Source organism: Actinomyces sp. oral taxon 170 str. F0386, assembly GCF_000195595.1.
GTDB lineage: Bacteria > Actinomycetota > Actinomycetes > Actinomycetales > Actinomycetaceae > Actinomyces.
In genome coordinates this window covers 1,280-27,422 of sequence record NZ_GL882536.1, presented here as the reverse complement: position 1 = coordinate 27,422, position 26,143 = coordinate 1,280, and the positions used below count along the sequence as shown (strand labels likewise).

At 67.0% G+C, this 26,143-nt stretch carries 18 protein-coding genes and 1 pseudogene; 12 read left to right on the top strand and 7 right to left on the bottom strand.

Annotated features, from left to right (window positions below):
- The first annotated feature begins 236 nt into the window (after positions 1-236).
- The 7 genes from HMPREF9056_RS05095 to HMPREF9056_RS05065 all read left to right on the top strand — a co-directional run bounded on the left by HMPREF9056_RS05095 (position 237) and on the right by HMPREF9056_RS05065 (position 9,251).
- On the top strand, positions 237-1,850 hold the full coding sequence (locus HMPREF9056_RS05095; RefSeq protein ID WP_009403452.1) for an ATP-binding cassette domain-containing protein: 1,614 nt from the start codon (positions 237-239) through the stop codon (positions 1,848-1,850).
- Between the two features lie 88 nt (positions 1,851-1,938).
- Positions 1,939-2,754, top strand: coding sequence for an MBL fold metallo-hydrolase (locus HMPREF9056_RS05090; protein WP_009403451.1), 816 nt, complete (start codon positions 1,939-1,941; stop codon positions 2,752-2,754).
- 35 nt (positions 2,755-2,789) lie between these two features.
- On the top strand, positions 2,790-4,211 hold the full coding sequence (hisS, locus tag HMPREF9056_RS05085) for a histidine--tRNA ligase (RefSeq protein ID WP_009403450.1): 1,422 nt from the start codon (positions 2,790-2,792) through the stop codon (positions 4,209-4,211).
- Positions 4,208-6,001 carry a dynamin family protein gene (locus tag HMPREF9056_RS05080; RefSeq protein WP_009403449.1) on the top strand — a complete coding sequence of 598 codons (1,794 nt, stop codon included), beginning with the start codon at positions 4,208-4,210 and terminating at the stop codon, positions 5,999-6,001. Before hisS ends, HMPREF9056_RS05080 begins: the two co-directional genes overlap by 4 nt.
- Positions 5,998-7,716, top strand: coding sequence for a GTPase family protein (locus HMPREF9056_RS05075; protein ID WP_009403448.1), 1,719 nt, complete (start codon positions 5,998-6,000; stop codon positions 7,714-7,716). The genes HMPREF9056_RS05080 and HMPREF9056_RS05075 overlap by 4 nt, the downstream gene beginning before the upstream one ends.
- Before the next feature lie 62 nt (positions 7,717-7,778).
- Positions 7,779-8,399 (top strand): Arc family DNA-binding protein, encoded by a 621-nt coding sequence (locus HMPREF9056_RS05070; RefSeq protein ID WP_009403447.1) that lies wholly within the window; start codon positions 7,779-7,781, stop codon positions 8,397-8,399.
- A 117-nt stretch (positions 8,400-8,516) separates the two neighbouring features.
- Positions 8,517-9,251: a DUF4097 family beta strand repeat-containing protein gene (locus tag HMPREF9056_RS05065; RefSeq protein ID WP_009403446.1), complete on the top strand. Its 735-nt coding sequence runs from the start codon at positions 8,517-8,519 to the stop codon at positions 9,249-9,251.
- 104 nt (positions 9,252-9,355) lie between these two features.
- Here the strand turns inward: HMPREF9056_RS05065 and HMPREF9056_RS05060 are convergent, their stop codons facing one another.
- The 4 genes from HMPREF9056_RS05060 to HMPREF9056_RS05045 form a co-directional block, all read right to left on the bottom strand.
- Complete coding sequence (locus tag HMPREF9056_RS05060; RefSeq protein WP_009403445.1) at positions 9,356-11,914, bottom strand: DEAD/DEAH box helicase; 2,559 nt, start codon at positions 11,912-11,914, stop codon at positions 9,356-9,358.
- A gap of 307 nt (positions 11,915-12,221) precedes the next feature.
- Positions 12,222-13,103, bottom strand: coding sequence for an ABC transporter ATP-binding protein (locus HMPREF9056_RS05055; protein ID WP_009403434.1), 882 nt, complete (start codon positions 13,101-13,103; stop codon positions 12,222-12,224).
- A 4-nt stretch (positions 13,104-13,107) separates the two neighbouring features.
- Positions 13,108-14,184 carry an ABC transporter permease gene (locus HMPREF9056_RS05050; RefSeq protein WP_034513905.1) on the bottom strand — a complete coding sequence of 359 codons (1,077 nt, stop codon included), beginning with the start codon at positions 14,182-14,184 and terminating at the stop codon, positions 13,108-13,110.
- A gap of 6 nt (positions 14,185-14,190) precedes the next feature.
- Positions 14,191-15,369, bottom strand: coding sequence for an ABC transporter substrate-binding protein (locus HMPREF9056_RS05045; protein ID WP_009403430.1), 1,179 nt, complete (start codon positions 15,367-15,369; stop codon positions 14,191-14,193).
- Positions 15,370-15,881: 512 nt separating this feature from the next.
- Here HMPREF9056_RS05045 and HMPREF9056_RS05040 point away from each other — a divergent pair.
- The 5 genes from HMPREF9056_RS05040 to aspS all read left to right on the top strand — a co-directional run bounded on the left by HMPREF9056_RS05040 (position 15,882) and on the right by aspS (position 24,674).
- Positions 15,882-17,342, top strand: a complete 1,461-nt coding sequence (locus HMPREF9056_RS05040; protein WP_253269944.1) for an enterochelin esterase domain-containing protein — start codon at positions 15,882-15,884, stop codon at positions 17,340-17,342.
- 275 nt (positions 17,343-17,617) lie between these two features.
- Positions 17,618-19,228 carry a hypothetical protein gene (locus HMPREF9056_RS13100; protein WP_050793000.1) on the top strand — a complete coding sequence of 537 codons (1,611 nt, stop codon included), beginning with the start codon at positions 17,618-17,620 and terminating at the stop codon, positions 19,226-19,228.
- 435 nt (positions 19,229-19,663) lie between these two features.
- Positions 19,664-21,886, top strand: a complete 2,223-nt coding sequence (locus tag HMPREF9056_RS14330; RefSeq protein ID WP_009403425.1) for a hypothetical protein — start codon at positions 19,664-19,666, stop codon at positions 21,884-21,886.
- A gap of 47 nt (positions 21,887-21,933) precedes the next feature.
- Positions 21,934-22,746: a DNA-directed RNA polymerase II gene (locus HMPREF9056_RS05025; RefSeq protein WP_253269943.1), complete on the top strand. Its 813-nt coding sequence runs from the start codon at positions 21,934-21,936 to the stop codon at positions 22,744-22,746.
- Between the two features lie 149 nt (positions 22,747-22,895).
- Entirely contained in the window at positions 22,896-24,674 is a 1,779-nt protein-coding gene (gene aspS, locus HMPREF9056_RS05020) for an aspartate--tRNA ligase (protein WP_034513902.1), read from the top strand.
- A gap of 94 nt (positions 24,675-24,768) precedes the next feature.
- Here the strand turns inward: aspS and HMPREF9056_RS13490 are convergent, their stop codons facing one another.
- From HMPREF9056_RS13490 to HMPREF9056_RS13095, 3 genes and pseudogenes are all read right to left on the bottom strand, one after another.
- A complete protein-coding gene (locus HMPREF9056_RS13490) occupies positions 24,769-25,092 on the bottom strand; it encodes a hypothetical protein (RefSeq protein ID WP_009403419.1) in 324 nt (107 codons plus the stop codon).
- Positions 25,076-25,354: a metalloregulator ArsR/SmtB family transcription factor gene (locus tag HMPREF9056_RS05015; RefSeq protein ID WP_253269942.1), complete on the bottom strand. Its 279-nt coding sequence runs from the start codon at positions 25,352-25,354 to the stop codon at positions 25,076-25,078. The genes HMPREF9056_RS13490 and HMPREF9056_RS05015 overlap by 17 nt, the downstream gene beginning before the upstream one ends.
- Positions 25,355-25,593: 239 nt before the next feature.
- A pseudogene (locus HMPREF9056_RS13095) lies at positions 25,594-26,143 on the bottom strand (OmpA family protein); the annotation flags it as partial.

Sequence of the window (26,143 nt, the reverse complement as noted above, 5' to 3'; positions counted from 1 at the left end):
GACGTGCCGCCGGAGGACGGCAGTGCCGAGAGTCTACGTTCCTGCGGGCGGCCACCACCATCCTTCGCCCCAACGACTTCAGTTGATTCGTTGATAGTCCGCCTGCTTGTGAGCTCACCCTGCGCCGTATCGGCTCAGGCCTCGTCAACGGCCTGTGCGGATAGGTACTGATAGACTCCCGCCATGCTCGCGTGACTTGCTCTTGTACCCCCACCGCCTCATGCCAAGGACGAGTCATGCCCGCGATCAGCTTTTCCTGTGTCAGCTTCTCTTACAGCTCTGAGCCTCTGCTGGAGAACATCAGTTTTACGGTCTCCGACGGCGAACGCGTCTGCATCGTCGGTCCCAACGGATCGGGGAAGTCCACGCTTCTGCGCCTGGCCACCGGCGAACTGTTCCCTGATCGAGGGAGCATCACTGTCCCCGAGCACGGCGTCCTGCCCGCAGCCGGCTCGTCGGAGTCGATTGCGACGTCGATCAAGGGCTACCTCGACGCCGTCTGCGCTGAGACCTTGGACGCCCTGTGCCGCTTCGAGAGCGTGAACGAGGCCATGGCCCAGGACGGAGTCGAAACTGGCTCTCTCGCCGAGGACTACGACTCACTACTGGCCCGGCTTGAGGTGCTTGACGCCTGGAACCTGCCGGCCCGGCGCGCTGAGGCGCTCGCCGGGCTGGGACTGGGACAGGTGGACGCAAGCCGCCTTGTCTCTTCCCTGTCACCGGGGCAACGGGGAAGGCTGGAGCTTGCCGCCCTGCTCCTTTCATCCGGTCAGGCGCTGGTGCTCGACGAACCCACCAACCACCTGGATGCCGGTAGCAGCGACTACCTGAGCCACATGATGGTGTCATGGCCCGGACCGGTCCTGTTCACCACCCACGATCGTGCCTTCATCGACGAGGTGGCCACCGCCGTCGTCGACCTCGACACAGCCCCGTGGCAGGCACTCGCCACCGCCGCCGGGGACAAGAGGCCCATCGGCGCCTACAGGTGCTCGGGGCGATACAGCGACTACCTCGTGGAGAAGGCGCACGCCAGGTCGTTCCACCGCAGCCTTCACCAGCGTCAGCAGGAGCAGCGGCGCAAGCTCACGCGTCACCGGCGGGACTCCGAGATCGTTGGTCACAAAGGGGCAGCACCCAGGACCGAGGCCCGCATAGCCCGCAAGTTCTACGCCGACCGCGCCCAGCGCGTCTCCACCCGGCGCCAGACGCAGGACGACCGCCGGCTGGAGGCGCTCGCCGACACCGAGGTGCGCAGGCCACGCTCCTACGAGCTTCAGCTGCGCCTGACTGAACCGGCACCGCGAAGAGGAATGGCGGTCTCGGCCCGGTCGGCCGCTGTGCCTGGGCGCCTTGCACCGGTCACGGTCGACGTCATGGCCGGGGAGCACCTTCTGGTCACCGGCGTCAACGGGAGCGGCAAGTCCACGCTTCTGACCTGGCTGGGGCGACGGTCAGCGCCCACGGAGGACTCCAGCGGCAGTCTCACGGTATCCGGCTCGGTGTTCTGGATACCCCAGCACCTGCCGGTCCTCGGCGACCCCGGGGTGGAAGAGGACGTGTGGACCGGGGGAGTCGGTGACCGTGGCCAAGGTGCTCTGCATCCGCGCCTGTGGAACCGTCCCATCAGCGGGCTCTCCGACGGCAACCAGCGCCGTGCCCAGCTGGCCCTGGCCGCCGCTGCCGGGCCCGAGGTGCTTATCGTCGACGAGCCCACGAACTACCTGGACCTGGACGCCCTCGAGATGCTCGAGGCCTCTCTGAGGCCATGGGCGGGCACGCTGATCGTCGCCAGTCATGATCGCTGGCTCAATGAGCACTGGTGGGGGCGGCGGCTCCACCTGCACTGAGAGGCTGTGAGTCCTCTGAGCTCGTACATCGTTCATCGTTGTGAAGCGTATTGACACGGGTTCCGGGCGACCGAAGTAGGCTGGGGGCATGATCCTGGAGCGCACCATCGCACCCGTGTTCGCAGCCAACTGCTACGTCCTGGCCGCCGGCCCGGGCGAGCCCGCCCTCGTCGTTGACCCGGGGGCCGGTTCCGCCGGCGGCGCCCTGGCCCTCCTTCGATCCAACCGCCTCACCCTGGGAGCGATCCTGCTCACCCACGGTCACGCCGACCACGTGTGGGACGCCCAGGCCCTCATCGAGACCGCCCATGGTGAGGGCATGCTCGCCAGCGACGATGCCGTCGACGTGCCGGTCTACATCCCCGAACCCGACCGGTACCGGCTCGAGGAGCCCGACGTCACCACCGGCATCAGTGCGAACGGCATGAACTTCACCGACATGGCCGGCACCCCCTGGAGGCAGCCGGCGGACATCCGTCTCTTCCCTGGGGACGGCTTCTCTCACGCTGTCGACCTTGTCCCCGGCATCGCCATGCGGGCGGTCCCGGCTCCGGGCCACTCGGAGGGATCCACCCTGTTCTTCTTCGAGGCCCGGCTGGCGGACAACGCCCTGCTTTACGAGGCCGAGGTCATCGAGGATGACCCCTCCACCGCCGACGAGGAGCGCGCCTACCTCATGGCCCTCGACGGCGACGTCATCTTCAAGGGATCCGTCGGACGCACCGACCTGCCCGGCGGTGACCAGGTGCAGATGCTCGGCACCCTGCGGTTCCTGGCCAGCGCCATCGACCCGGCCACGATCCTGCTGCCCGGGCACGGCGCCGTGACCACCATGGAGCACGAGCACCACGGCAACCCCTACCTCGCCGAGGCCAAGATCCGTGGAGGGGACCTCAAGGCCTGACGACGGTACACCGTCGAGCTGCCCGTCATGACACAATGCGGACCATGGCACAGGTACGACAAGCCCTCTCCTCACTATCCGGCTTCCCCGAGTGGCTGCCCGCGGGGCACATCGTCGAGCAGCACTTCGTCGACATCCTGCGCCGTACCTTCGAGCTCCACGGCTTCAGCGGTATCCAGACCCGCGCCGTCGAACCACTGAGCGAGCTGACCAGAAAGGGAGAGACCTCCAAGGAGGTCTACCTCCTCAACCGCCTGCAGGCGGATCCCGCCGAGGCCGACGCCGAGGCGGACCCTCGCAAGCAGCTGGGGCTCCACTTCGACCTAACCGTCCCCTTCGCCCGCTACGTCGTCGACAACGCCGGGCTCCTCACCTTCCCGTTCAAGCGCTACCAGATCCAGAAGGTCTGGCGAGGGGAACGGCCCCAGGAGGGGCGCTTCCGCGAGTTCATTCAGGCCGATATCGACATCGTCGGCGACGGCTCCCTGCCCCTCTACCACGACGTCGAAGTGCCCCTCATCATGCACGAGGCGCTCAGCGCACTACCGGTGCCCCCGGTTACGATCCACGTCTCCAACCGCAAGGTGGCCCAGGGCTTCTACCAGTCCATCGGCATCGACTCCGACCAGCTCATCGAGATTCTTCGAGTCGTCGACAAGCTCGACAAGATCGGCCCTGAGAAGGTGGCCGCCGAGCTCACTCAGAGCGTCGGCGCGAGCGCGCAGCAGGCGGCGCAGGCCCTCAGGCTCGCCACCATCGCCGGAACTGATGGTCAGGACGTCTCTGGTCAGGTCTTGCGGGCCCTGGCCGGGGCCGAGCCCACTGAGCTCCTGGAGGAGGGCCTGGCTGAGATAACCGCCCTGCTCGAGGCCGCCGGCCGACGCCGTCCGGGCGCCATCATCGCTGACCTCAAGATCGCTCGCGGACTGGACTACTACACCGGTACCGTCTACGAGTCCTTCATGACCGGTCACGAGGACCTCGGCTCGGTGTGCTCAGGCGGCCGCTACGACTCCCTGGCCACCAACGGCAAGCGCACCTTCCCCGGCGTGGGCATCTCCATCGGCCTGTCGCGGCTCCTGGCGCGTGTCATCGGTGAGGAGCTCGTGGAGGTCAGCCGCCCCGTCCCCACGGCGGTGCTCGTGGCCGTCACCGACGAGGCCCACCGCTCCGCCTCCGACGCGATCGCCGATGCGCTGCGTGCCCGAGGCATCAGCGCCGACGTCGCCCCCAGCGCTGCCAAGTTCGGCAAGCAGATCAAGGCCGCTGACAAGCGTTCCATCCCCTTCGTGTGGTTTCCCGGCGCCGACGGGGCTCCTGACTCGGTCAAGGACATCCGCTCCGGCGAACAGGTCGAGGCCGACGCCGCCACCTGGCGGCCTCCCCACGACGACGCCGTCCCGCAGGTCATGGGGTGCGCAGCCGTGGCTGACGCCGAGGCTGATTCCGCCTCATGACCGAGAGCAGGGCCGACTCCAGCAGCACCCAGAAGGTCCAGCAGGCGACCAGAGCACTGTCCGCGTTGCGGGACAGTCTGACCGCCCTGTCCATGCCCTATGTCTTGCAGGGCACTGCCGCCGCCTCGGACAAGGCCACGCTGATCCGCGACCAGCTCGGTGACTACATCCTGCCCCGCCTGGCCAGCCTGGACGCGCCCTTGCTGGCCGTTGTCGGCGGCTCCACCGGAGCGGGCAAGTCGACCCTCGTCTCCTCCCTCGTGCGCCGGCAGGTGGCCAGGGCCTCAGCGATCCGCCCCACCACGCGCCGCCCCCTACTGCTGCACGCGCCGGCCGATGCCGCCTGGTTCGATACCGACCGGGTCCTGGGCTCCCTGTCACGCCTGCGCGTGGATAGCGACGCTCCTGCAAGCCCCCTCACCGACCACACGCCGCGAGAGCTCGAGCTACGAGCCTGCAAGGGACTTCCCGAGGGGCTGGCGATCGTGGACGCCCCTGACGTCGACTCCGTGGTCGAGGACAACCGGGACCTGGCCGCCACTCTCCTGGCCGGCGCGGACCTGTGGATCTTCGTCACCACGGCAGCGCGTTACGCGGACGCCGTCCCGTGGGAGCACCTACGGGCCGCGGCGCAACGACGCATCACGGCCGCCATCGTTTTGGACCGGGTGCCGGCCGGCGCGGAGACTGAGGTCGAGGCCGACCTGCGGCGCCGGCTCGTATCCGCAGGCCTGGAGGAGGCTCCGGTCTTCACGATTCCTGAGACGGCTCTCGACGACGACGGTTTCCTGCCCGAGTCCTGCGTCTCGCCGGTGCGCCAGTGGCTGGGCGCGCTGGCTTCCGACGCGGCTGCTCGCCAGGACATCGCCCACCGCAGCCTGACCGGGGCCGTTGGTGCCGTCCTGGCGCAGAGCGAGCTGCTCGCCGTCGAGTTCGACTCCCAGGAGGCTGAGCACGCTGAGCTCCGCCGCGCCGCGACCTCCGAGCACGACGACGCCCTGGAGCGCGTCATCGAGGCCACCGAGGACGGTTCCATGCTGCACGGCGAGGTGCTGGCCCGCTGGCAGGAGTTCGTGGGAACCGGTGACTTGTTCCGGTCGCTGGAGGTTCAGGTGGGGCGGGTGCGTGACCGTATCACCTCGCTTCTGCGAGGACGTCCGGCACCGGCCAAGCGCGTCGAGCAGGCGATCGGCTCATCGCTGGTCGAGCTGCTCGTCGCCGAGTCCCAACGGGCCTGCCTGGCCACCGAACGCTCCTGGAGGCGCGCCGGAACCTCTCAGCAGGCCCTCAACCGTGCCCTGGCGGAGGTGCCGACCCAGACCGGTCTTGAGGTCATCGCCGCGGCTCTCGTCCACGACTGGCAGCGAGAGGTACTCGCACTGATCCGGGCCGAGGGGGCTGACAAACGGCTCACCGCTCGTTTGCTGTCCCTGGGGGTCAACGGTGCCGGTGTCGTCCTCATGATCCTCGTCTTCGCCCACACCGGTGGCCTGACCGGGGGAGAGGTGGGTATCGCGGGAGGAACCGCCATCCTGGCCCAGAGGGTCCTGGAAGCGGTCTTCGGTGACCAGGCCATGCGGGGAATGACGAAGAGAGCCCGCGAGGACCTCACCAAGCGCGCTACCGCCCTGTTCGCCAACCAGTCCAAGTGCTTCACCGATGCTCTTCCGACTCCGGCCCCCAGCGCAGGCACGCTGCGAGAGCAGCTCCAGGCCTGTCAGGAGGCGGCAACCGTGCTGCGCACCACGTCCTCCCGAAGCCGTCGGCCGGCTGGTAGGAGGGTCCGGTGACAGCTGACCACAACGATGCCACCGGCCTCGCCCCCGTTCTCGAAGACCTGGAACATGCCGTCGATCTGGCTGGGCAGCTCGGCGTGCAGGACGGGATCGCCCCGGCACGGGACGTCCTCGCACAGGCCTCTCAGCGCAGGCGGCTGGCGCCGGGGACCACGGTGGTCGCTCTCCTGGGCGCGACCGGATCGGGTAAGTCCAGCCTCACCAACGCGCTGACCGGTTCCGAGGTCTCCCGCACCGCTCGCACCCGTCCCACCACCACCCAGCCCCTCGCCGTCGTCCCGGACACCGCGGCCGAGGCCACCGCGTTGCTGGACTGGCTCGACATCAGCCGACGGGTGCGCGTCGATCGAACCTGGACGCTGGGTGAGGCCACGGTGCTCGTCGACCTGCCCGACATCGACTCCGACGAACCGGGGCACCGGGCCATCGCCGAGCGCATGGCCGGCAAGGTCGACGTCCTGGTGTGGGTCCTTGACCCGGAGAAGTACGCCGACGGCGTCGTTCATCGAGACTTCCTTATTCCCATGGCGGCTCACGCCGAGGTCATGGTCGTCGCCCTCAATCAGGTGGATCGCCTCACTCCTGAGAGCCGTGACGCCGTGGTCTCGGACCTCAAGCGGATCCTGGAGCGCGAAGGGCTGGGACGTACCTCGGTGGTGTCCGTCAGCGCCCACACCGGTGACGGTGTCGAGACCTTGGTCCGCACCGTGGCCTCGGTGGCCTCCGAACGCCTGGCCAGCGCCCGCAGCCTTGCCGCTCACGCTCGTCGCGCCGCCAAGGATCTGGGCGATCGGACCGGACTCATCGCTCCGGTTCTCACAAGCACCAGTGAACATCGGGTGGAAGTCACTCAGGCTCAGCAGCTCCAGCAGTCCCTGACCGCGCTCAGGCAGGCGGCTGCCGGCGTCGCCGGGGTCGATGTCGTCACGCGGGCCGTGGAGGCATCTGACCGGCACCGAGCCCGCACCCGGGTTGGCTGGTTCTGGCTGCGGTGGATCGAGCGTCTACGACGTGACCCGCTGCGAGCGCTCCACCTGGGGACTGGACGTCTGTCCTCTCCAGGGCTCGAGGATGCTCAGCACTCCGATGGTGGGCTGGGACCGGGCGTGGTTGACCTCAGCTCCCTGCCTCCCGCCGGACCGGCGGCAACGGGCAGGCTGCGCAGCACCGCTCACGTCTACGCCATGGAGGCCAGTTCGGGACTACCTGATGACTTGGCGACGCAGGCCGTCCTCCGCAGTGATGAGCGCGCCGAGAACCTCGCTGCACCGCTGGACCGGGCTGTTTCCGCAGCGGATTACGGGTCCTGGAAACGCCCGGCCTGGTGGGGGGCGGCGAACGTGCTGCAGTGGGTGACCGCGCTGACCGCGCTGGTCGGTTGGGTGTGGCTGGTGGCGATCCGTGTCCTGGAGGATTACCTCCTTCTGATCACCATCGACGTTCCTCGATGGGGGAGAGTTCCCTGGCCTGCCGTCCTGCTGATCGGCGGTCTGCTGATCGGGCTGGTCCTGGCCGGTATGGGCACGTTCCTGGCCCGCTTCCAGGCCAGGCGCCACGGCAGGCGGGTCGCTCGTCGCCTACGTCTGGCCACCGATGAGGTCGTTGATACCGAGCTCATTGAGCCACTGATGACGGAGACAAAACGTTGGGCGGAGCTCGCGCGGACTCTGGATCGAATCATCTCGAATGACACCATTGGCTCGCACTGAATGATGTCATCATGACGTCATAGTCTCTGGACAGACGCGATTAATGATGTCAATATGATGTCATGCGTTTGGATGCCTACACCGAGACATTGCGCCGGACTCTCATGGAGACCTCGTCCCTGGGCGACGAGCGGACTCAGGAAGTGGCCCACTCCCTGACGGCTGCGCTCGATCCGGCTCTACGACTCGTCACTCTGCAGATGCTCACGGATACCGCCGATGAGATCAACAGCGAGCTCGACGGCGTACACGTCGCCGTTGTGATGGACGGCTCGACCCCTCATCTCCTGATCAATCAGGCTGCGCCGCTGAACCAGGACGCAGAATCCGTCGGTGTGCCGGTGCGGAACACTCGCCAAGCGTCTCAGGAACCTATGACCCAGGAAGGTAACGAGGTTCGCACCACACTGCGCCTGCCCGAGTCCCTCAAGCAGCAGATCGACGCTGCAGCCCGGGCCCAGGGGCGCTCGGTCAACGCCTGGCTCGTCGAGGCGGCTCGCAGCGCGCTGGTAGGACATGAGTCGCCGTCAGGCTCATGGAGCTCAGCGGGCACCTGGACTGCTGGCACTGGGGCCGCTCATGGTGCCAGTGAGTTCGACGGCGCCGGAAGCCGCTCCGGCTGGCCCGCTGGACCGACAGAACGGCAGACCTCGGGGGTGACGCTCACTGGGTGGTTCGGCTGACCCGTACCGCCGCATCGTCTGCCACTGACCTACGCACCCCCAATCTCCCCAACTTGTCCGCTGCCCGATCCTCTTGCGGCGGAGCGCGCAGATACCCGGAACCCGAGGAGAACTCCTATGCCGATTTGGACCTTCGACCTTCCCGATGACGCCCAGCCGAACCTCATCCTGGACCTGTCCTCCCTGAGCGTGGTGACCGCTCCGGGGGTGGGGTGCACAGTCACTGTCGAGGCTGATGAGCTTCTGGAACCGCTTCTGGATGTCACTGCTGACGGCGCCATGGTGATCATCCGTCAGACCGCGCTCGTGGGGCGTGAGCGTTTCGCTGGTATCTGGCCATGGGGCCCGGAGGCATCTCGTGTGCGTGTGACGGTGCCCGACAACACGCGCCTTGACGCCAGTATTGATGCCGGATCGATCAGTGCGGAGCACCGGTGGGAGCAGGTGCAGGTGCGTACCTCGGCAGGGTCGATCCGGCTGGGTGACTGCGTGAGTGCCCAGGTGCACGCCGACGCCGGCTCCATCGTCATCGGCACGCTCCATGATGGAAGTGTGAGGGCCCAGGCCGGCTCGGTGCGCATCCGCTCCACGACCGGCACGGTGTCGGCCCACACGGAGGCCGGCTCCGTCAAGGTCCTTGAGGCGTATGAAGGATTCCTGGACCTGTCCAGCCAGCTGGGGACTGTGTCGGTGGGAGTGCCCGAGGGGACTGCGGTCCTGGCCGACTGCCATTCCGAGTTCGGCCGGGTGACCACTGACCTGCCTCGTCAGAGCGATCCCGAGTCGCTTGAACGACGTCTCGAGCTGCGGGCTCGCGCCCAGATGGGGACCGTCCGGGTCCGTCGAGCCTGATCGGCCGTCAGCGCGACGATCACCGTCGGCAGCACGGGCTGGGACGACAACTCATGCCGTCGTCCCAGCCCGTGTCAGTCAGCTCTCAGGTACTCAGCGGGTGCTCAGCGATCGCCGCGCCCTCCGCGGAAACCGCCTCGGTGGTCCCCGCGGCCGCCGCCGAAGCGGTTCTGGTTGCGGTCGCCATAACCACGGCCATTGCCACGATCATTCCGGCGGCCGTCGCGGTCGTAGCCGCGTCCACCCCGGTCGTCACGCCGTCCCCGGAAGCCGTCCCGGTCTCCGCGACGGTCTTCCCACCGGCGGTTGTCACGGCGGTCCCCGCGGTCGTAACCGCCCCGACCACCGCGCCCGTCACGGTCCTTCCAGCCACGATCACCGTCGTCACGGCGCGGACGGAATCCTCGGTCCGACCGATCCCCGCGCTCACTGCGATCACCGCGGTCGTCCCAGTCGCGTCGCTTGGGACGACGCTCCCCGCCGTTGGGACCGGACCAGCCGTGCCCCGGACCCTCATCAGGACGGATCCGCAGCTCGCGACCGGCGAAGGTGGCCCGGCCCATGACGCTCAGCTGCTCGGGGCTGAGATCGGCGTAGATGGTAACCAGTGAGAAGGACTGGAGGATGTCGATCTTTCCGATGTCAGAGCCTTCAATGCCGCCCTCGTTGGCCAGGGCACCCACGATCGCGCCGGGAAGAACCCGGTCGCGGTGGCCCACCTCAACGCGGTAGACGGTCCCAGGGCCCTCGTGCTCGCGGCGCCCTGAACGTATGGCCGAACGGTGTCCCTCACCGCGGTCACCCCGGTCCCCGCGGCGGTTCTTCTCCCGCCCGCCCTCGAAGGAGGCCGACAGGAAGGTCCCCTCGGAGTCGAGGTTCTCCTCCCGGCGCGCGCGATGGGGGCGTTCGCCGCGGTCACGGTCCTCGCGCCTACGCGGCCCCTCGTCTCCGACGGCGAGAGCCAGCAGCGTGGCCGCCAGCTCCTCGACGTCGATGTCCAGATCCCGGGCAGAGCTGGTCACCAGCGGCAGGTACATGTCCAGACGGCCGCGCTCGTGGCGGGCGGCGGCCTTCGACAACAGCTTTCGGGCCCGATGCTCGGAGACGTCGGCGGGGGAGGGAAGGGTGATCTCCTCCAGGCGGCTGCCGGTGAGGCGCTCGATCTGGCGGAGCTTGCCCTTCTCCTTGGGGGTCAGGAAGGTGACGGCCTCACCATGGCGGCCGGCGCGACCAGTGCGACCGATGCGGTGCACGTAGGCCTCTGCCTCACGGGGCACGTCGAAGTTGACGACCAGTCCGATACGGTCCACGTCCAGTCCTCGGGCGGCCACGTCGGTGGCCACGAGCACGTCGAGGGTTCCGGCGCGCAGACGCTCCACCAGACGCTCACGCTCACGCTGGGGAACATCGCCGGAGATCGCAGCGGCCTGGATGCCCCGGCCAGCCAGCTCGATGGCGACGTCCTCGGCCGTGGACTTGGTACGCACGAACACGATGGCAGCCTCGGCGTCGGTGACGGCCAGGACCCGGGAGACAGCGCCGATCTTGTGGCGGAAGGGCACCACTGCGTAGGTCTGGTGCACGGTGGCGACCGTGGAGGCCGGCCGCGAGACCTCAACCTGAACGGGCTCGTGAAGGTGCTGGCGCGCCACGGCCTGGATGGCCGGAGGCATCGTTGCGGAGAACAGTGCGGTGCGCCGCTCGGTGGGGAGCGACTCCGCGATCGTCTCAACGTCCTCGGCGAAGCCCATGCGCAGCATCTCGTCGGCCTCGTCCAGGACGAAGTAGCGCACGTCGTCGAGCTGGAGAGCTCCCTTGTCGATGAGGTCGATGACGCGTCCGGGCGTGCCGACGACGACCTGGGCACCACCCTTGAGCGCGCCAATCTGGGGGCCGTAGGGGGCGCCGCCGTACACGGCGACCACGTCCAGCCCGCGGGAGCGGGCGGCCATATCGGTGATGGCCTCGGCGCTCTGGAGGGCGAGCTCGCGGGTGGGTGCCAGGACGAGGGCCTGGACCACGCTGTCACGGGAGTCGACGGCGTCCAGGAGCGGCAGCCCGAAGGCCGCCGTCTTCCCGGTTCCGGTCTGGGCGACACCGACGACGTCACGGCCGGACAGCAGGACCGGGATCGCCTCCTTCTGGATGGCGGTCGGGCTCACAAAGCCCATGTCGGTGACGGCCTTGAGCAGGTCACTGGGAAGGCCCAGGTCCGCGAAGGTGATCTCGTCGTCCTGCTGGCGCTCGCCGGAATCAGTGTCGGTGTCGATGAAGGGGGTGTGCCCGTCGACCTCGTCCTCATCGATGTCGACGCCGTCGTCCTCCTCGGAGTCGTCGGCCCCGTCCTCCGGGTCGGCCTCTGGGCGGTCTTGGTCGACGTCGTCCGCCTCGTCCTCGTGACCGACGTCCGCTGGGTCCTCCGGGGAGTCGGAGGAGGCGGGAGTGGCGAAGTCCTCGGGTGAGGAGAAGCCGTCGGAGTGGTGCGGTGCGACGACGTCATCAGCACGGTCGGCGCCGTCGTCGCTGTCTGTGTCGGCGGGGGCAGCCGGTCGGCCGCCGGAGAGCTCGGCGGAGAAGAGCGCATCGAGGCTCAGGGGGCCGCTGCCCTCGGTGCTCTGAGCGTCGTCGGAGGCGCCGGGCACACTGCTGCTGGAGGTAGTCATGAAGTTTTCCCATATCTGTCCCCTTGACGTGGTCGGGGACTGCGGCGGAGTGTGGGGGAGGACCTTTTGTCCTCCGCTCTTTGCCGTACCTGGCCCACCACACTCGCCCCGCACCCGGACATGACCGGATGGCTCATGGGCTAATACGCACAGACTCACGGGACACTCTTGCCGCACACCAGGTGTGGCAGGACCCGAACGGGGTCAACAGGGCACGGATCGCTCCTGCATCCCAGGCTACGGGAGAATGGCAGTATTCTGCGCCTCCACGAGCCGGATCACAGGTGAGGTCCGTCTCGTGTCCCACTCACCGGCCCAGCAGGCCGAGGATCTTTCGACGCAGCTCACGGACCTCGTCACTCGACTCGTCGTGCTCGGGCACCTCGATGTCGGCGACGATGCGCGCGGGGCGCTCGGACAGGACGACCACTCGGTGGGACAGGCGCAGGGCCTCGTCGACGTCGTGGGTGACCAGGACGGCCGTGAAGCGCTGGGACTCCCACAGCTTGATGATCTCGTCCTGGAGCTGGAGGCGTGTCAGGGCGTCGAGCTTGCCCAGGGGCTCGTCCAGGAGGAAGAGCCGGGGCCGGTTGACCAGGGCCCGGGCCAGCGAGGCCCGCTGAGCCATACCGCCTGAGAGCGTGGCGGGGTAGGCGTCGGCGAAGTCTCGCAGCCCCACGATCTGCAGGGCGGCCTCCACCCGGCGCTGGTCGCGCTCCATACGGTCTCTGGCCTCAGGGCCCAGGGCGACATTGTCCCGCACGGTCCTCCACGGCAGCAGCGTGGCGTCCTGGAACGCAAGCGCACGCAGAGGCGAGGGCCCGGTCACCTGCTTGGAATCGACGGTGACGCTGCCCTCGACAGGCTGCTCCAGCCCGGCCAGCAGTCTCAGGATCGTTGACTTGCCGCACCCGGACGGCCCCACCAGCGAGACGAACTCGCCAGGGGCGACCGTCAGGTCGATGTCATTGAGCACGGGGAGCTGATCCGGCTTGGCAGTCTCTGCCTCATAGCGAGCCCTCGCAGCGGGGGAGACCTGGCGCAGCAGCAGATGGAACCATCCGTGCTCCAGGTCATGGGACAAGGGGTAGCTGTGGGAGACACCAGTCAGATCGACCTGTGCGCCGCGGGGGACGGATGGGGGCGAGACCCGCGGCGTGGCAGCAGCCGTCGTGGAACCGGCAGACATCGGTTCACCACCTCACAAGGTTCTGCTGCCATGCCAGCAGCGAGGAGCGGATCTTGAACAGGAGGACCATGAGCGTGCGGCAGAAGGTCACCAGAGTGATGAGGCCCACGTACATCCTGGGGTAGTCCGCCCAGCCCTTGACCCAGTTGATGTACCAGGCCAGGCCCTTGTCGACTCCGGTCAGCTCGGCGGTCATGAGGGCGGCGAGCGAGGTGCCCAGCCCCGTGAACAGGCCGGTGAGCATGTCCGGTAGCGCCGACGGCACGGCCACCCGTCTGATGAGGAAGAGCTCATCGGCTCCCAGCGTGCGGGCCATATCGATGTAGTCGCGGCGTACGGAGCGTACGCCCGCGCGGGTCATGGTCGCCATGGGGAACCAGGCGCCGAAGCCGACGATGAAGGCCGCTGAGGCGTACGTCGTCGGGATCAGCAGCAGCGCCAGTGGAAGGAGCGAGGCCGCAGGAACCGGGCCGATGGTCTGAAGGAGCGGATGGAACCAGTAGTCGGCGCGCCTCGACCAGCCCATGAGCAGGCCTGTGAAGAACCCCAGCACCGATCCAGCCGTGTACCCGATGATGAAGAGCAGCGCCGAGGCGCCCAGGCAGCTGAGCAGCAGCCTCCAATCACCCAGGAAGGAGGCGATGAGTACTTCCGGGGCGGCGAAGTACGGGGGCGTGAGCAGTCCGAGCTTGGATGTCGTCAGCTGCCAGACGATGAACCATACGCCGGCGGCATTGATCCAGGGCAGGAAGTGAGTCAGTGACCTCGCTGCCGAGGATGCCGGTCGGACCCGTGCCGTGAGTGTCCACGCGATCAGGGCGATCAGCCATGTACCGGCGAGGACTGTGACCGGAGTGGTTGACCCCTTGCGGAGAAGGTCTGCCTCCGGCAGGGCAATGACGATGACCAGGTAGGCCAGCCACAGGAACAGTGCCGTGGTGCTCAGAAGAGAGCCTGCGTCGGGACGGCGATCGCTTGGTGCACTCTGCCTGACTGTGGAGGAGGGCGGTTGCGGATGCCTGTCGTCGATGGGCTTGGCGGATGTGGTCGATGTGGTCGTGGGTCTCACCTCGGTGGGCATCGTCAATCAGTCCTTGATGCCGAGGTCGGCGACGACTGTGTCGGTCAGCTTCCGGGCGGAGACGTCCGATGTGATGAAACCGGTTCCCTTGAACTTCTCGATGCCGGGCTCGATCGCGGCCCGGAACCTGGAGGCCGAGGCCTTGAACCCGTATGTTTTGAGCACCCGGACGACGACGTCCTGGTCCGCGGCAACGTAGTCGTTGTCGACCTCGATCTTGGCGATCTCCTCGATGTGGTCCGGCACGTAGGCCGAGCCCTTCAACCATGCCTCGGTCAGAGCCTTCGCCTCCTTGGGCTGCTTACGTACGAAGTCCCCGTTGAGTGCCACCGAACAGCAGAACTCCTCAGCGTCGTTGTTGGCCAGCTCACGGGCCGTTCCGTTGAAGACGGGAAGCAGCGGTCCGGGGTCAGAACCCATGACGGCGTCCACCTGACCGTCAGCCAGAGCGGTCCCCAAGGAGTCCGCATCGACTGTGCGCCACGTGATGTCACCTCTATCCGGATTGACGTTGATGCCGGCCTCGGACAGTCCGATCGCGAAGTAGGCGAAGGCGGATGATGACAGTGACGGCACGCCGATGGTGGCGCCTTTCAGGTCAGCCAGGCTCTGATACGGAGAGTCCTTGCCCACCACCAGGCGCAGGCAGCCGGCGTGGAGCCCCGCGGTGAGCCTGGCGTTGAGGCCGTTGTAGATCGGCTCCAGCCAGGAGAAGAAGATTCCAGGAGCACCAATGTACTTACCAGCGCCCACGCCGTCCTTGGTGTCCTCGGTCTGCTGGGTGCGCGCGAGCGTGACCTTCAGTCCCGCGTCGTCGAAAAAGCCCTGGTGGTAGGCGGCGTACAGCGGTGCGGCGCAGATGTCGCCGCCGATCACCAGGGGGAGCGCCTCGTGGGCCCCGATCACTCCCTGGTTGGCGCGCCGGATCGTCAGGTACGCACCGGTACCGACCACGGCAGCGGCTGCGAGCCCCCCAATCGTGAGCAGCGTGCGCCGTGACGGCTTGCCACGATGCGACCGGTCCGTCTCATTGGCATCAAGGTCATCGATGCCGTCATCGGCTGCCAGAATCGCGGCGGCGTTCTCAGCCGTGACCTCCTGAGACTCCACGATCTCGGCATCTGACGGAGCGGAGGTCGAGGAGTCTGAGGACTGGGACGGCTGAGAGGACGAGGACGTGGACATGGTTTCTCCTGTGGTGGTGGGAACGAGCCTCGATGCGCAAGATGCTGAAGCATCCCTTTGAAAACGGTGGAGGAGGAGCACGAGAAGCCCGAGCGGAGCGAGTTGGGCAGGTGAGGAAACAACCTCAGTCCATCAGGGCTTGCAGAAAGGCGCCCCCGTGCTCTGACGAATGAAATGTGGCGACACGGGAACCCAGGAAGTCATGTGGCCGATCGTTATTCTCGGCCGTTGTCAGAGCTGTTTTGAGGCGTCGTCGCGTCTCCCGGGCCGGTCCAGTACCGGGTGAGGGGAAGGAATCAACAGGCTCGACAACAACACATCCGCGCACCACACATGACCGCGAGCGCCTGTGCGCCGGGAGCGGTCGTGGTCGTAAAAACGATGTGCGTCATGACGGCTACCCTACGCCACCCTCCCCGGAACAATGCAAGCCTGCCAGTCGTCTCATGGTGGGATCGTCCCATCGCCGGATCACTGTGGAATCGATACTGGGCCGCTGTAGAGTCGGCGGCGTGAGTGAGGTGCGTGGCGACGAGCTGCCTGCGCCACAGGCACGGTGGAGACAGCTGGTTCCAACTCCTGTGACCCAGGACGGTGGCCCGCTTCGCACCACCCCGGCGTGGTGGCCGCCTGCTCCCGACGATACCGACCTGGCGGCCGTTGCAGCCTCTGGTACGCCTGTCCTAGGAGACACGTACGTCGTCGATGGGGTCGACATGGTGGAGGCGACCTTCCTGTGGCGCGATGACCAGCAGCACGGCGCCAGTCCCAGCGTTCTCATCCATCTCAACACCCTGACGGACAACCATCGCACCCACATCGCTCCGGCGCTCGCCGCCCGGGTTCCCGGAACCAGCTGGTGGGCGCTTCACGTCCTGCTGCCCCAGGATGCTCTCCTGGGCTACCGGACCGTCGTGACCCGTGACCCGCTCCCTGACGACGCCGGCGCCCGGCGCGAGTGCTGGAGGCGCGTTCACGCCCAGGGGCGGGCGGATCCCTTCAACTCCGACCGTCTGCACGACGGCTTCGGCCTCGTCTCCTCGATGTGGCAGGGCCCCAGGGCCGTGCTGCACCCGGACTGGATGACGGCTCCGGAGACCCTGGCAGGCCCGATATCGATACGTAGCCGTGGTGAGCACGGGTACGGCATCCGGTTCGACCTGGAGGATGAGGCTCTCAGAGGTTTTGATGCGCCAGGCGATGCCGGGCGCCGAGTCACGCTGTGGTGCGGGGATCGTGTCCCGGGATCCTCCGGCAGGCGGTGTGAGCGCGGTCTGCTGATCCTGCTCGACGGCAACATCTGGCGCGGTAACGACGCCGTCGACCACCTGGCTCCCAGGTCCTGTCACTGGGATCTGCTCCTCATCGACTCCGGCAGCCTGGCGATGCGCACACGCGACCTGGCGGACCCGCGACGCAGCAGAGACCTGCTCCGCAGTTGCCTGCAGGCGGCACGACGGGCGGTCTGCGGTCAGGGCCGCATGATTGCCGCCTCGTCTGAGGACGGTGGTGATTGCATGTGGCGCCCGGATCGGATCGTGGTGGCCGGGCAGTCCTTGGGAGGGGTTGCCGCAGCCGACCTCGTTCTGCATCATCCCGAGCTGGCCGCCCGTGCCATTGTCCAGTCCGGCTCCTTCTGGCTTGGCTCGGAGCGCCGAGGAGAGGGTGAGGGGGAGTTGGTGAGCTGGTTGCGCCACCGCTCCGAGGCCCGGGGCCTGCAGCGTCCGAAGAAAAGCCGGCCTTCACAGGGTGGTGATGGGCTGGAGGCGCGACTGGTGGTTCAGTGCGGCGTGCATGAGGGCGGCCTGCGTCAGGGGGCTCGCGCGGTCTCGGAGCTTCTCGCGGCCGAAGGGGCACTGCTCGAGTATCGTGAGGAGCGTGGCGGGCACGACTACGCCTGGTGGCGTCACGGCCTGTCGTGGGGGCTTGATGCTCATGAGCAGGACCTGGGGCTTAGCGGCCGGGCTACCTGAGGGCACTCCCGCTCGCGGCTGCCGTCTCTAAGAGAGGCGCGGGAGGCTGACAACGCTGAGAACCGAGCGGCGGGGCGTTCCTTACGTCCTCTCCGATCAAGCTAGGGTGACGGGCATCTCACTGATCGACAAAAAAGAAATGATAACGTGCCGTATGTTACTTAGGTGTACCTGAGTTCATGTCGGTCTGGTGTCCTAGGTAATCGGCCCCGCTGCTCAGCGGGCTCGTCCCCGAACATCCCGGACTGAGCGCCGGTTTTTTCACGGAGGTTGCCATGATCCCTCGCTCGACTCAGGTTCTGTCACCCGAGTCCACGAATCCGTCCACGATCCGCTCGCGCCGGGGTCTTCTGGCCAGGGCAGGAGCGCTGACGTCCGTTCTGGCACTGAGCACTGCCGGGATGGCCGCCTCGGCGGCCCACGCCGTCGAGGAGACTCCGGCTCCCGCTCCTGCCGCCACGGTGGTTGACGCGGCCTCCGATCCTTCGGGGATTGACAGGAATGCCGCTGTCACCGCCGTGCCGGGGACCGTCAATGAGCCCGGAAGCATCTCCGGGATCGAGTCGTCTGTCGCCCCCGGTCTCTATCAGACCGCCTACTCACCGAGCCGCAACTCCCTCTATGTCACCTCCGCCGTCGGTCGGCCTCCTGTGAGCCAGTCGTCGCTGATCAAGCTCGACGCCGACACACTGGCCTACCAGAACCACGCGGTCCCGGAGATCGACCCCACCGCCATCGACCGTGAGGGCAAGCCGCTCGAGGGGGCCCGCTACGCCGTCTACGGGGTGGCCGTCGATGACGAGCGCGGCACCGTATGGGTGACCAACACCCGTCAGAACACCGTGGCCGTCTACGACGCTGACACGCTCAAGCTCATCAAGCAGTTCGACAAGGACATCGTCCCCCACAGCCGTGACGTCGTCATCGACGCGGCGCGCGACCGTGCCTACGTCAGCAGTGCACGCTCCAACAAGATCGCCGTGTTCGACACGTCGACCAACACTCAGCTGGCCGATATCACGGTGGGGCAGGACGCAGACGACTTCAGCGCCATGTCCCTGTCCTTCGATGAGGCCTCTGGGACGCTTGTGACGGTATCGGCTTCCAGCGCCAAGGCCGCCATCATCGATGTCGCTTCCGGCAGTGCCACCGAGGTGCCCCTGCCCGCCGGTGTCGCACGTGCCTCCGGAGTCGCCTACAACCCGGCAACCGGGCGGATCTATATCGCCAGCCAGGGCTCTGGCGACCTCGTCGTCGTCGAGAAGGACGGCACGGTGGTCAACCAGGTCGTCACCGCCACAGGCGTAAAGGACGCCGAAGGCAAGGACGTCTCCTCCGGAGCACTCAACGTGGCACTCGACTCGGTCAACTCGTTGGTCTACGTCACCAACCGCAACGCCGGCACCATAACCGTGCACGACCTTGACGGTGCCGTCAGGCAGACCATCGACGCCGGACGCAACCCTAATCACGTCGAGTTCGACGGACGGGGGAACGTCTACGCCGTCAACAAGGGCGGCAGCCGCGATGGCAACACCAAGAACGACTATGTCCAGCGCTTCTCTCTCGTTGCCGGGGCATCGCCCGGCGCCGCCCCGGACAGCTCCAGTGCGCCCACGTCTGGCTTCACTGATCCCAGTGGTGCGGCTGCCGATCCAACGAGTAGCAGCCTCAGCAACGGCTCGAGCAGTGCCCCCGTTGCGGTGACCTTCGGTGCAGCAGCTCCAGGGGGCGCCACGGTTGCGGCTGCGGCCAACAGTGTGCCCGAAGTCGATCAGCGCGGCTCAAGCCTGGCACGTACCGGTACCTCGATCGGTGTGGGGGTGGTGGCTGCCGGTCTTCTGCTCGGAGGTGCCCTCCTCATGCGCGTCCGACATTGCGCCTGAGAGGGGAGCGGTCATTGACCGCAATCCGCTCGGACCGTCAGTATGTCGGGGCCGTGCAGCGCAGCGGATGCGCTGCACGGCCCCGACATACTGCACAATAAAACCGAGACTTAAAAGAAATCTTGACTACAAAAGGGTCACGTACCCCGACTTATCGTTACCGATGCTCGAGTTTCCCCAAGGATCCCGGCTCCGAATGGTCTCAACCCGACCGATTGTCGGGTTACCGCTGTGTATACTTAATCAGGAATCGACGCCGCAGGCGATGTTCTCTGGAGATAGTGGATTCTTAGAGGGGAGTAGTCCGTCTATCATCGTCTGCGAAAGGCGGTCGTGCCCTCCGACTGGTGCGTTCCTTTCCTCGTCGTCCACGGAAACTATCCGCGCGCCGTACGAGTACGTCCACCTGTCCCTGCCCATGAACGAGACCACTTGATGCACTACGCTCAGCGCCTGCTTGTTGCCCGCCCCTCCACCAGGCTCGGTGCACGCGCAATTCTTGGCTTCATGACGGCCTGCGGTGTTCTGACCAGCACCGCGGGTGTTGCGGCCATGCCTCTTCTGACAGAGAGCGAGGTCGTCAGTGATGCCGGCGCGGCAAACGAATGCCACCCCGCAGCATTCGTGAACTACCCTGAAGGGCAGTCCAAGCCGGAGTATGTGGTCCCGGTTTACGAGACGGGTTTCGGGGTCGGAATCGATGCCGTCCTGACCGGCTGGTGCCATGACGGTGGTCGGCTCCTGTCGGACCCGAGTGTCACTGTGAATGTCATTGACGGGGGTACAGTATCCTCCTACCTCATTCCCGGGCTCAAGGTCGAGCTCGATCCAGAGCTCGGGAGTGGTGAGCAGAGTGCCTTCCTCCCCACCGACTATCTTGTCAAAGGACTGCGCGAAGTAACGGGTGACCAGAGCTGGGACGTCGGTTCCAAGCTCTTCAGCCTCACCTACACCAGCGGAACGGTCAGCGCTACGACGGGCATGTTCTCCTTCGTCAAGCAGAGCCCTGACGTCATCAGTCCTCCTTCTCCGGAGCCCACGGCTGAGCCGTCGGAGGAACCGAGCGTCGAACCAACCACTGCGCCGACCGCGCAGCCGACGCCAGATCCGACTGCCGGCCCCGAGCCGGAGCCGACCACGGAACCAGCTCCAGAGCCGACGCAGGCTCCGAGCCCATCGCCGACAGTGATGCCCTCTGCGCAGCCGACGCCAACGGTTGCGCCGGACCCCGTATCGACTCCGACGAACGCAACCTGCAAGGCGGAGCCGACCGTCACCGTCCTCAATCCCGATGGCTCGGCCCCCAGGGGCGCCCGCCCGGTCTACAAGCCTGAGAGCAGCATCAGGCTCTCCGGCAGCAACTGGTGCGACAATGGCGCGATGCTGGAGGGCGACAAGCCGATCGAGATTCAGCTGGTCACCTACGGCGGCTATGTCATCCCACAAACGGCCTCGGTGCCCGTCTCGTTCACCAGGGGATCTTTCGACGCCCGGGTCATCCTTTCCTCTCTCTTTGCGGGAGCCGATCTGGAGACGAGTGACTACTACCTTCGGATCTCGCCCATCGGGACGGGGCCGACCAGGCCGACCAACGTGTTCAGCTACGAGGTCCCGGCTCATGATCCGGCTCCGACCGCTGGACCGACCGCTGCGCCCACATCGTCTCCGACGCCGTCGACCGGCCCGGCGCCAGATCCGTCCCCAGCTCCTTCAATCGAGCCGACGCCAGAGCCGTCGTCTGTCCCGGCTGTCGAGCCCTCGCACGCTCCCGCCGCCAGGCCCGCGCAGCCCGTCGGCCCGGCGTCGACCTCAGGTCCCTCCATCATGGCCGGTCCACGCGGGAATGGTGCCGACTGGGGCTCCCCCCTCTCGCCCGGCCCTGATGGCACCAGCAGCGGTTCCGGTGGAAATACCGCCTCCAACAGCGGATCCCAGGGAGCCTCGGGCTCCAGCAGATCGGGAGCCGGCTCGCCGGCTGCGGATGTCCCGGCTGAGCCCGGCACCGATCGGGAACGGGTTCAGGACAGTGGCCGGGGCAATGCCAGCACGGCCTCTGACTCGGAGGAGTCCGTGCCTTCAACGCAGCCCTCAGATGAGACAACCGCCTCCGAGGACCGGACTGTCCGTCCTGACCGGAACCCGGTTCCTCCGGTGACCAGCTCGGCGCAGCTGAGCGCGGAGAACGCCGGCTCCCTGTCGGGGTCACGGCAGGGCAACATCGTCAACCTCGTGCTCCCCAAGGCCAAGGTCTCAGCGGGGGAGTGGGTATCGGTGTTCGTCTTCCCCGGAGCCACCACCAAGGGCTGGGTGCAGGTTGACGACACCAACAGCGTCTCCATCGACATCTCGACGCTGGAGTCCGGGTCCTACGAGCTCGCGGTGGCCGATCGTGACAACAGCCTTCTGGGCTGGGCGAAGTTGGAGATCACCTCAGCGTCCTTCGACCCCCGGAACCCGGCACAGGCCCAGCTTCTGACGCTCCCGGACGACAAGGAGGCGCAGACCTCCAGGGGACTCAGCGTCAACGACATGCTTCTGGGAGGTGCCGGGGGACTGCTGGTCGTCGGCGCCGGCAGCCTGCTGGTGGCTGCGTACTCAGGGATGCCGCTTCGCGCTCCGCGAGTTCCGCGGCGACCGCGAATGCCACGCAGGCGCTGACGGGACGCATCAGGAGATCGTCAATGACATCGTCAAGGAGCCAGGACATGCAGCTGCCGAAAGGAGGTGAGGGGCAGATGACCCGGACTCAGCCCGCCCGGCGTGATCGTCGTGTGCCGGCGGTTCTGCGTCGGATCGGTGGCCACCGCCTCGCGGGGACGCCGCACATGCTCATCGTCGTCTGCTCCGTCCTACTCGCCTCCCTGGTGGTACTGGTCTCCACGAGCCCCACAGTCAGAGCCGATACCAGGACCGATCCCTCCACCACGGGAACCGCCTCGACCATCAGCCCGTCAACGGTCGCCGTCGGGGGAACGATCATGTACACGGTCTCAGGGTTTCCCGCTGGTGTGACGGTGCAGGTCCTCATCGATGACGGCGCGCTGGTCGCCTCTCGCTCCTCCGAGCCCGAGGTGGTCACTTCCATCACGATCGAGCAGGACGGCACCGCCTCCGGCTCCTTCGAGCTGCCGGAGTACGTCGAGCAGGGCAATCACTGGCTGCGATTCAGGGGCTCGGGAACGCAGGGGGCGGCCTCCCAGGAGAGCATCGCGACGGGCTACACCAACAAGAGCCCCTACTTCACGGTCTCAGGGGTCACAGTCATTGGAGGAGCCGCCCCTCCCACTGTCCCGCCGGCACCGACGCCGCCACCCCACCAGGTTGCCGCAACGGGTGGATCGCATGGTTCTGGAGCCTCGGGCATTCAGGCGGCCGGTCCAGGTGCAGAACCGACCGGCTTTCCGATCATCGGAACCTCCATCCTCATGCTCAGCATGATCCTGGTCGTGCTGTCGGTACTCGTGGCGGTCAACCGTCGCAGGATGGCGACCTATCAGCGCCGTCGAGCCATGGTTTGATGGTGGGATACGACGGCCGCGGCACGACCGAGACTGCGCCTGACGCCCGAGCGCCGAGCTCCTTGTAAACTGCCGCCGGCGCCCACCCGTCTCGTGGTGCGCCCCGACGGGTACCGGTTCAGTGCCCCACACGGAAGGAACCCAGCACCGTGCTGCGAACTCGCACCGCAGGCTCCCTGCGCGCCTCAGACATCGGCCAGGTCGTCACCCTCACCGGATGGGTGGATCGGCGTCGTGACCACGGAGGCGTGGCCTTCATCGATCTGCGGGATGCCTCGGGCATCGCCCAGGTCGTTATCCGTGAGGAGATCGCCCACGATCTGCGCGCCGAGTACGTCCTGGCCATCACCGGTGAGGTGAGCGCCCGTCCCGAGGGCAACGCCAACCCGAACCTGCCCACCGGCGAGATCGAGGTCGTCGTCTCCGACGTCGAGATCCTCAACGCCTCAGCCCCGTTGCCCTTCCAGGTCTCCGACCACGCCGAGGACTCCGGGCAGGTCGGTGAGGAGGCGCGGCTGCGCTACCGCTACCTCGACCTGCGACGCAGCTCCATGCAGTACGCCATCCGCCTGCGCTCCAAGGTCAGCCAGGCCGCCCGCAGGGTCCTGGACTCCCACGACTTCGTGGAGATCGAGACCCCGACCCTGACCCGCTCCACCCCGGAGGGAGCTCGCGACTTCCTCGTCCCCGCCCGCCTGACACCGGGCTCCTGGTACGCCCTGCCGCAGAGCCCGCAGCTGTTCAAGCAGCTCCTCATGGTCGCCGGCATGGAGCGCTACTACCAGATCGCCCGCTGCTACCGGGACGAGGACTTCCGCGCCGACCGCCAGCCCGAGTTCACCCAGCTCGACGTGGAGATGAGCTTCGTCGAGCAGGACGATGTCATTGCCGTCGCCGAGGACGTGCTGCGCGAGGTATGGGCGCTCATCGGCTACGACCTACCGACCCCCATTCCTCGCATGACCTACCGCGACGCCATGGAGAGGTACGGATCGGACAAGCCCGACCTGCGCTTCGGCTGCGAGCTGGTGGACCTGACCGACCACTTCAAGGACACCACCTTCCGGGTCTTCCAGAACCCCTACGTGGGCGCCGTCGTCATGCCCGGCGGAGCCTCCCAGTCGCGGCGGACTTTCGACGCCTGGCAGGAGTGGGCCAAGCAGCGCGGCGCCAAGGGCCTGGCCTACGTCACCGTCGGCGAGGACGGGACCCTCGGCGGCCCCGTCGCCAAGAACATCACCGACACCGAGCGGGCCGGACTCGCCCAGGCTACCGGTGCCGATCCCGGCGACTGCATCTTCTTCGCCGCCGGCCCCGTGGACTCCTCGCGTGCCCTGCTGGGTGCCGCCCGCCTGGAGATCGGCAAGCGCTGCGGGCTCATCGATGACGACGAATGGTCCTTTGTCTGGGTGGTGGACGCTCCCCTGTTCAAGCCCTCCGCTGAGGCGCGCGCCGACGGCGATGTTGCTCTGGGCAAGTCCGCCTGGACCGCAGTCCACCACGCCTTCACCTCGCCCAAGCCTGAGTGCCTGGACACCTTCGACACCGACCCGGGAAACGCCCTGGCCTACGCCTACGACATCGTGTGCAACGGTAACGAGATCGGTGGCGGCTCCATCCGTATCCACCGCAGCGACGTCCAGGAGCGCGTCTTCAACGTCATGGGCATCGGCGAGCAGGAGGCTCAGGAGAAGTTCGGTTTCCTGTTGGACGCCTTCAAGTTCGGCGCCCCGCCGCACGGCGGCATCGCCTTCGGCTGGGACCGCATCGTCTCCCTGCTAACCCGGGCCGACTCCATCCGTGACGTCATCGCCTTCCCCAAGTCTGGCGGTGGCTTCGACCCGCTGACCGAGGCACCCGCCCCGATCACGCCCGAGCAGCGCAAGGAGACCGGGGTCGACGCTGTCCCGCAGTCCGCAGACGACTGATGAGGACTGACACGCCGTCGTTGTGAGAACTCGAGCGTTGAAGGCCCGGAACCCCGCTGTGGGTTCCGGGCCTTTCGTGGTCCTGCTAGCGCGCTCAGGCGGCGTGCGTGCAGGTGGGGCAGGAGCAGTCCTCGCAGGAGCACGAGGAGCAGGAGTCCGAGCAGTGCTCGCACGAGCAGGTGTTGTGGTTGCAGGTGGGGCAGGAGCAGTCGGTGCACTCGCACACGGCGCAGGGGTCCGAGCAGTGCTCGCACGAGCAGGTGTCGCACTCGTCGTAGTGGCCGTTGTCCTCGTGGTGGGCGTGACCGTTGTGGATGTAGTCCACGTGGTCGCCGTGGATAACGGCAAGGTGGCCGCAGTCCGGGCCATGAGTGTGGTGGTGGGCTTCAGCGGGGCGGTGCTCAGTGGTGGCAGTCATGATCATGTTCCTTCGTGTGCTCGAGGGTGTCGATGAAGATCGATGCGACGTGGTCATCAATCAGGGAATAGCTCTGCCTGCGCCCATCGCGGACCGACTCGACCAGATGGGCGTTGCGCAGAACCCGCAGATGATGGGAGACCAGTGGTTGTGACACGCCGAGGAAGGTCACCAGTTCGGTGACATCCGCCGGTGAGCTGATAAGGCGATGGACGATGCTCGCTCTCATCGGGTGTGCGAGAGCCTTGAACAGCTGCACCACGGCGGAGTCGTCCCCGAGGGGGGCCTCCGGTGGCGTTGCGACCTTTCGCATACAATTGATTTTATATCAAGCTGCCTTGATGTCAATGCTCGGATGAGCGCGTCGAGCTGCCGGATCCGGAAGGAACGCGCTGGTCAGGTGTCGTGGCAGCCCGCCCGTCCCAGATCCGGCAACCGGCTGGAACGCCGCGTCCCAGCCGTTGAGAGCACGTACCGCAGTCGATCGACGGTGGCCTTCACTCATCCTTTGATGGGGATGTCGGTGAGGCGGAAGGGGTTGTTGGGGCGGGTGGGGCGTTTGGAGGGTTCGAGATCGAGGGTGACGGTGTCCTGCCCGGTGTCGGGCCACACCACTGTCAGGGTGGTGGCGTCGCCGTCTCCGAGCTTGTTGTCGGCGGTGATCTCGCTCAGGGGGTGGTGGGCCCCTTGGGCGGTGGTGTAGTCGACCGGGTAGTAGCGCGTCTGGGCGGTCAGCAGGCTCAGCCCTGTGACCGCGCCCAGCAGCTTGGTGTCCTCCTCACCACGGGCGCTTCCGGCCAGCTGGGTCGGTTGCAGCCAGTCGGCGGGGCCGGTCTTGGTGCCTCCGGGGCCGCCGGTGGCCTTGACCTCACCGACGAGGTACTTGCCGCGGCGGGTAACCTCTTTGAGCACGAAGGTCAGCTTGTCGTCCCCGCCGCCTCGTTTGACCGTGACTCCCTCGCTGCCCTTGGCGACCGGGCCCTCGGCCTTGGGAAGATCCCCACCACTCTTGCCAGAGTCCTTGTCCGCATCCTTGCTGGTGCCGGTGGGT